This window comes from Paraflavisolibacter caeni, assembly GCF_025628885.1.
Lineage (GTDB): Bacteria > Bacteroidota > Bacteroidia > Chitinophagales > Chitinophagaceae > Flavisolibacter > Flavisolibacter caeni.
Window position 1 is genome coordinate 469,873 of the sequence record NZ_JAOTIF010000001.1, and the last position, 15,378, is coordinate 485,250.

At 40.1% G+C, this 15,378-nt stretch carries 14 protein-coding genes; 13 read left to right on the top strand and 1 reads right to left on the bottom strand.

The genetic code is table 11. The features are described from left to right. Window positions 1-4: 4 nt before the first annotated feature. The 9 genes from OCK74_RS02040 to OCK74_RS02080 all read left to right on the top strand — a co-directional run bounded on the left by OCK74_RS02040 (window position 5) and on the right by OCK74_RS02080 (window position 9,692). Entirely contained in the window at window positions 5-1,477 is a 1,473-nt protein-coding gene (locus OCK74_RS02040) for a complex I subunit 4 family protein (protein ID WP_279295316.1), read from the top strand. 2 nt (window positions 1,478-1,479) lie between these two features. After that, window positions 1,480-2,853 carry an NADH-quinone oxidoreductase subunit N gene (locus OCK74_RS02045; RefSeq protein WP_279295317.1) on the top strand — a complete coding sequence of 458 codons (1,374 nt, stop codon included), beginning with the start codon at window positions 1,480-1,482 and terminating at the stop codon, window positions 2,851-2,853. Between the two features lie 58 nt (window positions 2,854-2,911). Continuing rightward, entirely contained in the window at window positions 2,912-4,186 is a 1,275-nt protein-coding gene (locus tag OCK74_RS02050) for an ABC transporter permease (protein ID WP_279295318.1), read from the top strand. 196 nt (window positions 4,187-4,382) lie between these two features. Continuing rightward, complete coding sequence (locus OCK74_RS02055; RefSeq protein ID WP_279295319.1) at window positions 4,383-5,246, top strand: MotA/TolQ/ExbB proton channel family protein; 864 nt, start codon at window positions 4,383-4,385, stop codon at window positions 5,244-5,246. Window positions 5,247-5,303: 57 nt separating this feature from the next. Beyond that, on the top strand, window positions 5,304-5,957 hold the full coding sequence (locus tag OCK74_RS02060; protein WP_279295320.1) for an ExbD/TolR family protein: 654 nt from the start codon (window positions 5,304-5,306) through the stop codon (window positions 5,955-5,957). Window positions 5,958-6,004: 47 nt separating this feature from the next. Continuing rightward, window positions 6,005-6,556, top strand: a complete 552-nt coding sequence (locus tag OCK74_RS02065) for an ExbD/TolR family protein (RefSeq protein WP_279295321.1) — start codon at window positions 6,005-6,007, stop codon at window positions 6,554-6,556. A gap of 61 nt (window positions 6,557-6,617) precedes the next feature. Beyond that, complete coding sequence (locus OCK74_RS02070; protein ID WP_279295322.1) at window positions 6,618-7,454, top strand: energy transducer TonB; 837 nt, start codon at window positions 6,618-6,620, stop codon at window positions 7,452-7,454. 78 nt (window positions 7,455-7,532) lie between these two features. Beyond that, window positions 7,533-8,915, top strand: coding sequence for a tRNA uridine-5-carboxymethylaminomethyl(34) synthesis GTPase MnmE (mnmE, locus tag OCK74_RS02075; RefSeq protein ID WP_279295323.1), 1,383 nt, complete (start codon window positions 7,533-7,535; stop codon window positions 8,913-8,915). 81 nt (window positions 8,916-8,996) lie between these two features. Then, window positions 8,997-9,692 carry a DUF4407 domain-containing protein gene (locus OCK74_RS02080; RefSeq protein WP_279295324.1) on the top strand — a complete coding sequence of 232 codons (696 nt, stop codon included), beginning with the start codon at window positions 8,997-8,999 and terminating at the stop codon, window positions 9,690-9,692. A gap of 107 nt (window positions 9,693-9,799) precedes the next feature. Here OCK74_RS02080 and OCK74_RS02085 read toward each other — a convergent pair whose 3' ends face one another. Continuing rightward, window positions 9,800-11,740 carry a choice-of-anchor Q domain-containing protein gene (locus OCK74_RS02085; RefSeq protein ID WP_279295325.1) on the bottom strand — a complete coding sequence of 647 codons (1,941 nt, stop codon included), beginning with the start codon at window positions 11,738-11,740 and terminating at the stop codon, window positions 9,800-9,802. Between the two features lie 337 nt (window positions 11,741-12,077). Between OCK74_RS02085 and OCK74_RS02090 the strand changes: the two genes are divergently transcribed. The 4 genes from OCK74_RS02090 to OCK74_RS02105 all read left to right on the top strand — a co-directional run bounded on the left by OCK74_RS02090 (window position 12,078) and on the right by OCK74_RS02105 (window position 14,929). Next, window positions 12,078-12,476 (top strand): hypothetical protein, encoded by a 399-nt coding sequence (locus OCK74_RS02090; RefSeq protein WP_279295326.1) that lies wholly within the window; start codon window positions 12,078-12,080, stop codon window positions 12,474-12,476. 413 nt (window positions 12,477-12,889) lie between these two features. Then, window positions 12,890-13,357, top strand: a complete 468-nt coding sequence (locus OCK74_RS02095; protein WP_279295327.1) for an Hsp20/alpha crystallin family protein — start codon at window positions 12,890-12,892, stop codon at window positions 13,355-13,357. Window positions 13,358-13,491: 134 nt separating this feature from the next. Beyond that, complete coding sequence (locus OCK74_RS02100) at window positions 13,492-14,628, top strand: cation:proton antiporter domain-containing protein (protein WP_279295731.1); 1,137 nt, start codon at window positions 13,492-13,494, stop codon at window positions 14,626-14,628. A 10-nt stretch (window positions 14,629-14,638) separates the two neighbouring features. After that, entirely contained in the window at window positions 14,639-14,929 is a 291-nt protein-coding gene (locus tag OCK74_RS02105) for a hypothetical protein (protein ID WP_279295328.1), read from the top strand. The last annotated feature ends 449 nt before the right edge of the window (window positions 14,930-15,378 follow it).

Below are 15,378 nucleotides of genomic sequence, written 5' to 3' on the forward strand. Positions count from 1 at the left end.
TAATATGGTTGTTTTATTATTAATATTAATTCCATTAATTGGCGGATTGGTTTCTTTTGCTTTGAAAGAAGGCGAATCGGCAAAAACCTGGTCTTTACTAGTATCTATTGCTACTTTGGCTGTTTCCCTGGTCGCGCTGGCTTTACCAGATCATGCTCCAAGCCTGCAATTTTCCGCTGGATGGATGGGAAGTTTAGGTAGCAGCTTTACTATTAAGCTGGATGGAATGTCCCAGCTTCTTTGTTTATTAACTGCAATATCATATCCCCTGATATTCATTGCAACCTGGAAAACCGAATATAGGAAGGCATATAACTTTTATGCTTTGATGCTGCTGACGCAGGCTGGTTTAATCGGTGTATTCACCTCCATGGATGCTTTGCTGTTTTACTTTTTCTGGGAACTCGCGCTTATTCCTGTATATTTTTTATGTTCCCAGTGGGGCGGCGAGAGAAGAATACCAGTTACTTTCAAGTTCTTTATTTACACTTTTACAGGTTCTGTATTGATGCTGATCGGATTGCTGTACTTGTATTTTCAGACGCCTGACCGTTCATTTTCTATTGAATCATTCTACAGATTGGATCTCCCTGTAAAAGATCAATATTTTGTATTCTGGTTGTTGTTTGTAGCCTTCGCAGTGAAGATGCCTGTTTTCCCTTTTCACACCTGGCAGCCAGACACTTATGAACAATCACCGACAGCGACAACAATGGTATTGAGTGGCATTATGGTTAAAATGGGTGTGTTTGGTGTGATTCGCTGGGTGCTTCCAGTTTTGCCAATCGCTGCTTATTCCTGGGGAGACTTTGTGATGAGCCTGGCTGTCATCGGTATTATATATGCATCAATCATTGCGATGCGCCAGGACGATTTGAAGCGTTTGATTGCTTATTCATCCATTGCTCACATCGGCTTGATGGCTGCCACAATTTTTGCTGAGACTGAAAGTGGATTACAAGGCGTAATGATGCAGATGTTTAACCATGGTATCAACATTCTGGGTTTGTGGATCGTAGTAGAATTAATAGAACGCCAGTTTAAAACACGTAAAATGTCTGAATTGGGTGGTATAGCGCAAAAAGCTCCGGCTTTGGCCATTTTATTTGTCATCATTGCACTGGCCAATATCTCATTACCTCTAACCAATGCATTTGTTGGTGAGTTTATGATGTTCAATGGTATTTTCAGTTCCACAGTAACAAAATACAACATCGTATTCGCTGCTTTAGCAGGTATCAGTATCATTTTAGCGGCTGTCTATACGCTGAATATGATCCAGAAAGTGCTTTATGGAGATGCCAATGCAATTACAGCAAAAGCACATGATATCAGTATCAATGAAAAGTTTTCATTAGGTGCAATTGTATTATTGATTTTGGTTTTTGGTATTTATCCTCAACCGCTGCTTAACCTTACAGATGGTTTTGTGGAAACAATTTTAAAAGAAGCAAACGTTGCTTATTTGATCAAGTAATTATGAATGCATTAATATTATCGGCTATTAGCGCTGTTATTATGATGTTCAGCGGTTTTATGTTCAAACAGAAAAGCGCTGTCCGGAGCCTCGCCATTATTTTGCTGGTGGTTGTTACCATTGCGAATATGCTCGAAATGCGGGGTGTTGCTTTCTTCCATATTAACACTATTGGAATGTTGGCTTTTGATCGTTTCGCTCTTTTGTTTAGCCTGATTGCCAATCTTTCTACATTAGTTTTTTTCCTGCTTTCTTCGAAAGATATGGAGAAGGTAGGTGTCAATTATAGTGAATACTTTGCGCTGATCTTCTTTATATTAAGTGGTGTAGTAATTTCAGCTTCATTCAAATCCCTGTTACTCTTGTTTTTGGGGATTGAGATATTGTCTATTCCTTTATATATATTGACAGGTTCTGATAAACGTAACCTGAAGAGTATTGAAGCTTCTCTGAAATACTTTTTGATGGGTTCATTTTCAACAGGTTTGATGTTGATGGGCATAGCATTGATTTATGGCGCTACAGGCACTTTCCGTTTGGATCTGATAGAATTTGCAACTGGTAACACTTCTCTTCTTTTGATTGCCGGGGTCATGATGCTATTGTTTGCACTTAGTTTTAAAGTTTCAGCAGCTCCATTTCATTTCTGGACACCTGATGTGTATGATGGAGCTCCTACAGTATTTACATCATTTATGGCAACGATTGTAAAAGCTGCAGGATTTATAGCTTTTATGCGTTTGTTTGATGAAGCTTTTGGCAACATTCGTCCTGAGTGGAGATTAATTGTTGCTATTATTACTGCAGCAACGTTGTTTATCGGCAATATCACGGCCGTATTCCAGCAGAGTGTTAAACGTATGCTGGCTTATTCCAGTATTGCACAAGCTGGTTTCATGATGTTATCCATTTATTCATTAAATGCTGATGCCAAAGAAGGTTTATTGCTGTATGCTGCTGCCTATTCTTTGGCTACCATTGGTATCTTTTCCGTACTCATCAAGATGAAGGATTACACCTTTGATGGATTTAATGGATTTGCCAAGCACCAGCCTGTTATAGCAGCTTCATTGGTGGTCTTTCTTTTGTCTTTAGCAGGTATTCCATTGACGGCAGGCTTCCTGTCAAAGTTTTATATGTTGCGTGCAACCATTGCTGCCGGAAGCAGCATATGGCTGGTCATATTTGCAGTATTAATGGCAGCTGTGAGTGTCTATTATTATTTCCGCTTAATACAAGCCATGTATTTTAAGGATGGCATGGAACAATCTATAGAAATCAGTCAGGGCTATAAATACACATTGGTATCAGTAGCTGCATTGACAATCATTCTAGGTGTATTCCCCAACCTGTTGACATACTGGCTTTATTTCTAAGCGATATAAAAAAATAATTATTTTAAGAAAGGTTTCCTAATTTAGGAAACCTTTTTTCATGAAAATAACTGACGTTTTATCTATCTCATTTCGTACCATACGCAGTAATAAATTGCGTACAGGAATAACCATCTCAATCATTGCATTTGGCATTATGGCTCTTGTAGGCATTATAACAGCCATTAAGGCGATGAATCAAAAGCTCACAGAGAGTTTTTCTTCCATGGGCGCTTCTGGTTTTACAATCCGTTATAAGGAGCGTAATTTTCAATTTGGCAACAATAATAATGAGGTTAAATTATCGAAGAAAGGAGCCAAAAGAGAAAAAAAATCAAATTTAAACAAACGTATTACGGATGATGAGGCAATGTGGTTTTCTGAAAAGTACGAATTCCCCGCAACGGTAGGTATTTCTGTTTTAGCTAACAGGAATGCAATTGTCAATAAAGGATCGGTAAAGACAAGTCCGAATGTTTTTGTTTTTGGGGCAGATGAAAACTATTTAATATTGAATGGATTTCAATTGGCTGCTGGACGCAATTTCAGCAGGCAGGACATGCAATCGGGCAGTAATTTCTGTTTGTTAGGAAATGATGTAGCTAAAAAGCTATTTAAAGCCGGTCCTGTAAAAGCTGTCAACCAGGTAGTACGTATTAATGGAATTCAATACAGGGTAATAGGTGTATTATCTTCAAGAGGGTCAACATTTGGTTTCAGCCGGGATAATGTTGTTATTTCCAGTTATAATAATATCAAGAAGTATTATGGCAATACAAATTCGTATGTGATCGGGGTGATGGCTGATGATATCAACCAGGTTGAAAATGCTATGGGTGAGGCGGAAGGACAGTTCCGTGCCATTCGTAAGTTGAATACAACAGAAGAAAGTAACTTTGTTATAGACAGGAGTGACAGTGTAGCCGAAAAGGCTATGAACAGCCTCGGCTTTTTAACGATTTCGGCTACTGTTATTGGTTTGATTACATTGATCGGGGCCGCTATTGGATTAATGAATATAATGCTGGTTGCCGTGTCTGAAAGAACAAAGGAAGTAGGACTTGCCAAGGCAATAGGAGGAAAGAGCAAGAATATCCGTCTTCAGTTCTTATTAGAAGCCATACTCATCAGTTTCTTTGGTGCTTTGTTTGGAATCATTTTAGGCATATTAGTTGGGAACTTATTTTCAATAGTATTAAAGACTGGTTTTGTGGTGCCTTGGGATTGGGTGTTTTACGGTATTTCTATCTGTAGCGTGGTCGGTTTGTTGGCAGGCTTGTATCCAGCATTGAAAGCGGGGAAATTAAATCCTATTGAAGCTCTGCGTTATGAGTAAGGAAATGCATCAGCCTATTAAAAATCAGAGTCGCACCTTTATTTGGTCATGTGTAGTTAATTTTTTTTAATCATGGGAACAAAACGTTGAAAAAAATTGAAAATACTATGCTAATTCACACAATTTTTCCTTAGAATTGTGACCCTGAATTATTTACTATTTAAATTTTTATTTCTAAACTTAAAATTCAAAGAAAATGGCAGAGTCAAAACCGACTGCAACGAAGACATCAGTGAAGGCTACAAGCGTGCAGGCTAAGAAGAGTAGCAACATCATTTCCTGGCTAGCTCCGGTGATTTGTATTGTAGCCGGTTATTGTATTTGGAGATTCATCATTGGTTCGGAGGATGGCTTTAAACAACCCGATCCCGCCGGCGGCTTCTGGCCCCAACACCGTGGACCTAAGGGTGCCTTCCACCGCATCTATGAAGGTGGTATCATCGTGCCTTTGTTGATCGGCTTGTTGCTGATGGTGTTTACCTTCTCCATTGAGCGCTTGCTGACCATCCAAAAAGCATTAGGAAAAGGATCTATTGCAGACTTTATCCGCAAAGTACAATACCACCTGGCCAACCGCAATGTGGATGCTGCCCTGGCTGAGTGCGACCGCCAAAGAGGCTCAGTAGCCAATGTGATGAAAGCTGGTCTTCGTCGCTATCGTGAAATGATCGACAACAGTGAGCTGGATACCGAACAAAAGGTGCTGGCCATCCAAAAAGAAGTAGAAGAAGCCACGGCCCTGGAGCTTCCAATGCTGCAGAAGAACCTGGTTTTTCTGTCTACCATTGTATCTCTGGGTACACTCGTTGCCCTGTTGGGTACGGTAATGGGGATGATCCGCTCCTTTGCCCAGTTAGGGGAAGAAGGTGGTGCCGGTGCTGCATCTGAGTTGGCGGTAGGTATTTCTGAGGCCCTGTATAATACGGCTTTGGGTATTGGTACCTCGGCAGTTTCCCTGGTAATGTACAACGTGTTTACGACTAAAATTGATGCCATCACTTACGGTATTGATGAATCTGGTTTCACCCTGACCCAATCTTTTGCTTCTTTGTACAAATAAGCAAAAAAAGTTTATGGATTTTGGAAACTAATGCATCTCAATACAAAATATTAAATCATGCCGAGTGTAAAAATTCCTCGAAAAAGTACAGAAAATGATATGACTCCCTTTGTGGACATAGCATTTTTGATCCTGTCCTTTTTCATTATGGCGACAAAGATGAAGCCGCCGGAACCCGTGCAGATTACCACTCCTAATTCTGTTTCTACCAAGGAACTGCCGGCAAATGACGCAGTAATGGTTGAGCTGGATGGAAAAGGCAGGGTATTCTTTACCATGTTGGTTGAAAACGATCCTGAGGCAAAGATGAGTGTGATCAGTAACCTGAACACAACGAGAAACTTAGGGTTAACGCAAGCTGAAATGAACAATTTTGTGAAGTCTGTGTCCATTGGTGTTCCCTTCACGCAATTGAAGAGTTTACTATCACAGCCACTTGAAAATCAGAAAAATGTTCTTCAATCTGGTATACCTGTGCGCGATTCTGCCAACAACGAATTGACTTTCTGGATCCGTGATGCAGTAACGTCTTTAGCAGGTAAAAAGATCAACTACCTGATCAAAGGTGATAATGCGGCCTTGTATCCTGATTTCAAGAATGTTTTGGACGCATTTAAGAAGAATGATATTTACAAATTCCAATTAGTGACTTCTCCGGAAGATGCACCTGTTGGATCTGCTTTGTATAAAACAAGGAATCAAATCAAGTAATTCGTTCTTCTAGCAGTAAATAATTTTTTTAACACAAAAAGTAAGTTATGGCTTCATTAGATACTGGTGGTGGCGATAGTGGCCATAAAAAAGGGCCTGGCGTCAAAAAGCAGAAAAGAATGTCTACCCGCGTAGACATGACACCAATGGTGGACCTTGGCTTCCTGCTCATTACGTTTTTCATCTTTACATCAACGATGAGCTCGCCAGCTACTATGGACCTGTATATGCCGAAGGACACCAAAAATGAAGAAGAGCTGAATAAGGCTAAAGAATCAGGAGCATTAACTGTGATGCTTGGTAAAGACAATCATGTCTTCTACTATGAAGGTCAGTTGTCCCCGGATGGTTCTAACTTTAAATCAAGTTCTTTTGATCCTGAAAAAGGTATCCGTTCAGTACTTATCGACAAGAAAAAGCATACTTCTGATGAAGATATGGTTGTTGTGATCAAACCAACTCCGGAAGCTACCTATAAAAATACGGTAGACATACTTGATGAAATGACAATTAACGAAGTAAAACGTTTTGCTTTGGTTGATATTTCTGACGGGGAAATGCAGTTGATAAAGGCCACTGAAGGTGCAGGAGGAAAATAAAATAAACTGGAAAAGTTTATGAAAATTGGATGCTCATGCATCTAAATAACAAATTTCAAACATGGAAGCAAACAAAATTTTAAGCGCCGATATCCTTGATCTTGTCTTTGAGGGCAGAAATAAGGAATATGGAGCTTATCACTTAAGAAAGACGTACAACAAGCGGATCTGGATTGCTTTGGCGATTACTGCTGGTGTCGCAGCGCTTCTATTTGTTTACTTCTTTATAGTGCAGTCATTGGAAAGCAATAAGACTGCAGCAATAGAAGTAAAAGAAGTAGTGCTGGAAGATATCAAACAGGAAGAGGAAAAGAAAAATGAGCCGCCTCCACCGCCGCCGCCGCCAAAGGTAGAGCCACCAAAGGTGGAAATGACAAAGTTTACACCTCCTAAGATTGTTAAAGATGAAGAGGTGAAAAAAGAGGATATTCCACCAGAAGTAGAAAAGCTGGAAGACACTAAGATCGACGTAGTAAGCCAGGAAGGTGTTAAAGATGTTGGTATTGCTGCTCCTCCTGTAGTGGATGAAGGTAAGAAGGTGGTTGAAGCTCCTAAAGTGGAAGATGAAAATAAGGTTTTTGAAAAGGTGGAAGTAGAAGCCGAGTTCCCTGGTGGTTTAAGCGCCTGGGCCAGGTATCTGCAAAGAAACCTTAACAACAACACTCCTATCGAAAATGGAGCGCCTCCCGGATCTTATACAGTAATGGTTCAATTTATCGTGGACAAACAAGGTGGTATCAGTGACGTAAAAGCACTGACCAGCCATGGATACGGAATGGAAGAAGAAGCCGTCCGCGCGATAAAAAGAGGTCCTAAATGGACTCCTGCTATTCAAAATGGACGTAACGTAAACGCTTACCGTAAGCAGCCAATTACGTTCGTTGTTGCTGAAGAGTAAATTAAGGTCAAAAGCAATTCAATACAAATCCCGTCGCAAGACGGGATTTTTTTGTTTATCTATCTAATTTTGACCTCCATGAGTTTAAAATTAACCGGTTGGGAAGATACCATTGTAGCATTGGCAACTCCTCCAGGTGTTGGGGCTATAGGAGTGATCAGGTTGAGTGGAAAGCAGGCAATTGATATTGTAAATAGTTTATTTCATAAAGATTTACACCAACAGAAAACACATACTATTCATGTAGGTTTTCTAAAGGATCATTCAGAGGTTCTTGATGAAGTTGTGGTATCGCTGTTTAAAGGACCTCGTTCTTATACAGGTGAAGATGTGATTGAATTAAGTTGCCATGGTTCACCTTTCATTCAGCAAAGAATTATAGATACCTGCCTTGCAAAGGGGGCGCGGTTAGCTAAACCTGGTGAATTCACACTTCGCGCTTTTTTGAATGGTAGGCTGGATCTGACCCAGGCGGAAGCTGTTGCCGACCTTATTGCCAGCAATACGGAAGCATCTCGTAAAACAGCCTTGAATAATATCAGGGGAGGCTTTTCAAGGGTATTGAGTGAGCTTAGAGAGCAACTCATCAAGTTTTCTGCCCTCATTGAGCTTGAACTTGATTTTTCACAGGAGGATGTGGAATTTGCAGATCGGACAGAACTGGAGCATTTAGTTAAAAAAATAAAAGTTCAGACGGAGCAACTTCTTGATTCTTTCCGGCTTGGCAATGTTATCAAGAATGGTGTCAGCGTGGCTATTATCGGAAAGCCCAATGCCGGGAAGTCAACATTATTGAATGCGTTTTTAAATGAGGATCGGGCTATTGTCAGTGACATACCTGGTACTACTAGGGACACTATTGAAGAAGTCATCAATATCGACGGTATTCTGTTCAGGCTCATAGACACAGCAGGTATCCGCGATCATTCGCATGATGTTATTGAGACAGTAGGTATTGAAAAGAGCCTGCAAAAAATGAAGCAGGCGGATATAGTACTTTATTTATTTGATGTACATGAGATGCTTCTCGCTGAAGTAGAAGCTGTTGCGGCAGAAATGCAACACCAGCAATTGCTGTATTTACTGGTTGGTAACAAAACCGATGCGGAAGATGATGAAACAATCAGAAATAAGTTTTCATCATGCAGTGGTGTTATTTATATATCAGCTCAAAGCCAGTTGCACCTGGAAGTATTGAAAGAGCGCATGGTTGATATCGTGCTGCAAGACAAGGCGCAGACTGAAAGCACCATTGTTACCAATGCACGTCATTATCATGCCCTTCAACAAGTAAACAGTTCTTTACAGGACATTACGGAAGGATTAAATAGCCAGCTGCCAGGTGATTTATTAGCGCTTGATATTCGCCGTTGTTTGCAGTACCTGGGTGAGATCACTGGTGAAGTAACTAATGATGACCAGTTGGATTATATATTTTCTAAGTTTTGCATTGGAAAGTAGGCCCACAAAATAAGCAAATAACAAAAACATAGTAAATCGTGTAAAAGCCTCTATTTCAGGGGCTTTTTTAATCAATTGTGTATGGATGTTTACATTATTGGCTCCTTGATTATAGATCAAATAATATTCAAAGATGATATTGACCTAGAAAAGGAGCAGTTTATTAATAATATAGTAGAAAACATTTATCCAAAGAGAGCAGCGGAAAGGAAATTACAAATAGCTGAACTAAACAATCAACTCTTGTCTAAAGATAGTCAGAGAACAAAATTGGCGACGGATGTAGCAAACAATCCACTAACAACAATTACTACTGTTCAAATGTCGCCTGTTCCTGTAACACATACTGTAACGGATTCTAGCGGGACGAAAAGCAATACTAACTATGTCAACAAGCCAACAATCACTAAATCTCAGGTTCCCAATCCTAATGCTGCTTTGCTTGCGGCCTTAGACACTCAAATTACAACACTGCAGAAGTTGAAAATAGCAAAAGAGGATTCCTTGGCTAATTTACGTGGTTCAGTAGAAAGAACTTTGAAAGCAAAAACAGGCTTTTTAGATGAATTGAACATAATGTGGAGCCTTCTTTCTAGGTCGCTTCCGGCAACTATTGTTTACATAATTTGGTTTTTACTTTTACTTGGACTAGAGTTATTCATTTTGATGAATAAAAGACATGAAAAGCCAACTGACTATGACCAGATGATCAATCATCAAATGGATACACATATTAGAAAGATTCAAGTCCTTTCAGGTCAAACAAATATCACCTAAAACAACGGGCTTCAGGGTTACTGTCCATTCTTATTATAAATACATAAATGGCTGCCTCTTTGTAAGACAGCCATTTATGTATTTAACAGCCTTTTGCTTTTAGAAACTTATTGCTTCACCACTTTGATAGTTCTTCGCTCACCGCCCTGCTGAATTTCGATTATGTACATACCCGTTGCATAACCCTGTCCAATTTGCAAGGTCTCTCCGGATTTAATGTTTTGTCTTTGTTCCACCACTTTGCCATGAGTGTTGATTACCCGTAGCCAAATGCTTTCCTGCTCATTGCCGCCACTGATGGTCAAATTAAAGGAGTGCGTGCTTGGGTTAGGCGAAGCGGTGATGTGCAAGGCACCGGCTTCCTCACTTATGGCTTCACTGCGCTCGGATTGGGCAATGTCAGCCTTATGACCTTGGTCATGTGGTACTATAACAGTAACAGTTTTGGAAGCACTACTACCACCAACATCCGTACAGGTAACCGTAAGGGTATAAATCCGTCCATTACCATTCCCATTCCGTTCTGCGCGTAGCAGCACCTTGTCAGGGCTTGTGATCAGCCAGTCGTGAGAAAGGTCATCTTTGGCACCTTCGCTTTGCGGTTCATTGCTGGACACAGCTGTAATTTGGCAATTAGTGTTTCCATTACCTCCGCTAGTTACGACAGTCACCTGTACTTCTTTCATCTCGTGGTTGGGGGGCCATAGCGAAGCTGGCGTGGCTGTAACAGAGGTGATCACAAGAGGGGCAGTGGTGCTTAGGAACTCAAAGACACCCATGTCTATAGTGCCATTCACAATTCTAGGGTTCCCATCCAGATCAACGGTTGTGGAATTGGCGCTGTTCAGACCTGCATCAATGGCAGGGGAGCCCGTCTGCAAGTGCAAATCCCCGTTTGCTGCATCCACAAACAGTGGGTCCTGATCCAAATTGCCCGTGCCGGGAACGCCACCCTGCACGATGGAATAGGTAACCACAGTGCTGCCGCCGGCGTCAAGAATCTGATCAACTGTGTTGCCCCAAAGGATGCAATTGATGAGTGTAGGAGAAGAATTGTCATTAGCGATTCCTCCACCGCCAAAACCAGAACCAGAAGCCATATTTCCTGAAAAGCTGCAATTGGTAAAAGTAGGAGAAGAGAAAAAGTTATAAATACCTCCGCCGCCTGAAGGACCAGCCGTATTTCCTGAAAAGCTGCAATTGGTCAGACTGGGCGCAGAAAAAGAATTAGCGATTCCGCCGCCTGAACTTCCTGCCGTATTTCCTGAAAAACTGCAATTAGTCAGACTGGGAGCAGAAGAATTGTCATTACGGATGGCCCCGCCAACATCAGCCCCATTTTCTGAAAAGCTGCAATTGGTGAGTACGGGAGAAGAATTAGCGTTATTAAAAATTCCTCCGCCATTAATAAAAGCAATATTTCCTGAAAAGCTGCAATTGGTGAGTATAGGGGAAGAAGAAGTGTTATAAATGCCTCCGCCCGAAAGACCAGCCAAATTTCCTGAAAAGCTGCAATTAACCAGGCTGGGAGAGGAAGAGGAATTACTCATCCCGCCACCAAAATTATCCGGAAAAGAATTGGCATTCCCCCCTGTTATGGTAAAGCCATCCAATAGGGCGCTGTTGCCCACACTACTGCTTTGCACCACATTTAAGGCGTTGTTGTTATTGCCGCCACCTGGAGCAAGATCGTTTTGGTCAATATCCCCACTTAGGGTTGATACATTGGTCGTTACGTTGCGCTCGTTAAGCAGGGTTTCTGTGCCGGCAAAACCGCCGTAAATGGCTACCCCATCTTTCAGGTGAAAAGAATGAGAGCGGTTGTTATTGGTCAATCCTACTCCTTCATCGGGATAATAAATGCCGGCAGCCACCCAGATCTGGTCACCGCTCACTGCAGCTGTCAGGGCATCCTGCAGTTTGGTGAAGGCATCTGTCCAGGAGCTACCGTTGTTGACACCGGATGCATTATCGTTTACAAAGTAAGTAGTTTGGGAAAGGGCGTTTAAACTAAAGAGCAGACATAAAGCGGTAATCATCTTTTTCATAACAAAGCAGTTTAAGGATTAAAAAATGATTTGCAGGTTTAGACAGCATACGGCTTTTGACAGGTAGCAGAAGAACGTGTGAAGATTACATGGGTGCGGCTTTGGATAAAAGGAAACGGCTGCTTATTTTCTTTGCCCTTTGTTCAGAAAGGGAGCGGATAATAATTTGAAGTAAAAACAATAACAAGGAACACTGGCTTTGTAAACTACCTCCGTAAAAAGAAAGGTAGTTTTGAATTATCTATGATAAAGTTAGTTAAGGAATGAATGTGATATTATAAATAATTTAATATTAAAATCAAACAGAACGGTAATAGGCGCAATAATAAATAGTTACATGAAAAGAATAAGGAAAGAAGACATAGTTGGAGTTTCGCTCTTCATCGTTGTATTAGTTGTTTTTGGGTTGTGGTATACCTCACGAGAAAAAGCGTCTTTTAAATCAAGGGGTGTAATCACTTCAGGTGTACCTTTTGCTTTTAAGTATGACTATAAGGGAAGACTGTACTTAGACTACACCTACACAGTAGACGGAAAAATTTATAAGCAAAAGGCTTCCTTTCCTGAGTTTGTGAAAGGTGCGGAAAAAGCTCTTTTGAACAGGTCATTTCCTGTTATCTATATTGACAATGAGCCACAGAAATGTGAATTGCTAATTTCAAAAGCGACTTTTGATATGTTGGACATTCCATTTCCCGACACCCTACTGTGGACAAGAAGGTTGGAGTTTCCATAATTACTGGTGCTGCTAACTTGAATTTTAATTACTGGTGCTGCTAACTTGAATTTTGCGTCATGTGGGCTGTTGTACATAGGTTAAACATCAGTATTTCAATTTTGCAATTTATCTTAATCCAGGACTGACGGTTCATGGACTTCCCACACGAACGCAAAGCTCCTAAATCGTTACCGGTCAGGCTATAACGACACCTTTGCAAACAAACAAGAAGTCCCACGCTATAAACCTATCACAGAATTAACAAGAAGTCAATCCGAAGGGAAAACTATAGATAAATCAGATTAGCATAAGAAATTTGGACAGTTTTGTAAGCTCAGAAAATGAAAAAATGACACAAAAAATGTCATTTTTTTTCTTTTAACTGTTTGGCATTAAGTCTGTTACAGCCATTTTAAAAAAAGGAGGTTTGTATGACAACCGCTATTGCTAAAAGGCAAAATGATACCCCATCAGTTACTTTTGGAAATGTAGTTGACAACATCTTCCAAAATAGTTTACGCCGTTTTTTTGATGACAATTTTTGGAATGTTGAAGGTCAGCTTACAACTGGCACTGTCCCGGTCAATGTTCGTGAGACAGACCATCAGTATGAAATGGATGTGATTGTGCCTGGATGTAAGAAGGAGGACTTCAACATCAGTATCAACGACAACTTGCTCACTATTTCTTTTAACACCAAAAGTGAAAATAACAGTTCTCAAAAAGCAGGCTGGGTTCATAATGAGTATGTTCAGCGGTCATTTAGCAGATCATTCACTCTGGATGATACCGTTGACGTAAATAAAATTAACGCAACCTATACTGATGGTATTCTGCACTTGACACTGGCTAAAAATGAAAAGACTAAAAGGCTTTCCAAAAACATTGAAATCAAGTAAAGCTAATGTGAGGTTTTGTTTGGAAAGTGGGAGGGGTGGAATCGAATCATTCCACCCTTTTATTTTAGGTTTTGAATCCTGATGAGAGTATAAAGTGAAGAAGTATGCACAATTTATTGTTTGCTATAAGCGTAATGTGTCTGCTGATTCTACTTTTAATTGTATTGCTGAAAAAATTAAATCAGCCTTATTTGGTAGCTTACGTTTTTGCCGGAATAGTTCTTGGCCCCCATATAACTGGCATCTTTTCAGAACCTGAAAATATCTCTGTATTAGGAGATGTAGGGATCCTGCTACTGATGTTCTTTCTGGGAATTGAAATCAATATCCCTGGAAATAGAACTCTTTTATTGAAATCATTTACTGCACAAAGTGTCAGGACATTATTGAGTATTATCTTTTCAGTCTTTTTAGGTAAATGGCTGGGTTGGAATACCGGATATATTTTCTTACTTGCGGTCACTTTTATTTTCAATAGTACAGCCGTAGTAAGTGAATTTTTAAGAAAAAATCATAAGCTATCTACACAGATCGGAAAAACTGTGCTGAACATACTCTTGCTTCAGGATCTTATGCTGGCGCCGACACTTACCTTTTTGCAATTCTTAAGCAAAGGGGAATACGACATTACTAAACTCTTGTTTTCGTTAATAGGCTGTGTTTTGATATTTTTCTTATTGAGAGCGATAAGGAATAAGAATCTTGTCCAGTTAAAGTTTTTCAAGGAGATAGGAACCGATCATGAGCTGCAGGTGTTTACTGCCGTCGCAATATGTCTTGGGTTTGCCCTGATTACCTCGTTTGCAGGTCTTACCCCCGCCATCGGAAGTTTCGTTGCTGGAGTTTATATTGGACGTACCAGTGCATTCCATTGGCTTGAAAACGTATTGCGTCCTTTTAAAATTTTCTTTGTATCTCTTTTCTTTCTATCTGTAGGCTTAATGCTTGACCTGCATTATATCCGGGAACATTATCCGATCATTATTACGCTAACATTCGGCATACTTTTTATCAATGGTTTATTATCTGTTATCGTATTTAGATTAATGAAATTTTCCTGGCGGGACAGTATGTATGCCGGTACTTTATTGTCGCAAACAGGGGAATTTGGATTGTTGGCTTGTTCATTGGCTCATCAATTGAATATTATTGACTACAACTTCTTTAAATCATCCCTGGCAGTGATTGGGCTATCCTTGTTACTATCATCTATATGGATGACGATTCTCAAAGATATTGTTTATGTAAAAAACCTGGTTAATTCTGATTAAACCAAATTTTATGGAAACTCAATTTTATATAACGCTAACATTAAAAACGCCCAGCGGACTTGAGGGATTTGCAAAATTCTTTATTGGAAACGACCAGGAACGGGCTTTCGATATATTCCAGCAATTAAAAGGCACACATAATGTTAGCGAAAAGAATGTTCTTTACATTGACTTTGTAGAGACTAAAAACGGATTACCTGTAAATCTCGATGTAATCACCTGTACTCTAAACGAGCTGGCGGAGAATTGTCGGATAATTACAAAGGAACTATTCAAATCAGAAAATTTGGAAAAGTTTTAAATAAGAAGCATCCGTCCTAATAAGAGATTTGGAATTGCAATGGGTTCGAAGATGTTTCTAAGTCTTTTGACCAAAAGTGGACAATAATAAAAGAAGCCCGAACCACTAACATTGCATTTACAATAGCATGGCTGGACGTTAAACACTCGGCTGCAAATCATTAATCGGCTTTAGCTTCGGCAGACACTACGCTGTTGAACATTTGTTGTTATCTTCAACTTCAGTTTTTCAATTAAGCATTTGTTCCGGCTGACAGTTCGCTATTGCCATGCCATCGCAAATGCTTCAACGTTGGAAGGAAAATTTTCTACTTTCCAAACTGGAAAGTAAGTTTGATTTCCTGCCTTAAAAACTTTAATTTTTATCTTTTTGTTCCCTATTTGTACCTTTAAATAATGAAACCCGCTCCAGTAGCGGGTTTGTATTTTCTGTATCGGAAAGTAGCCACA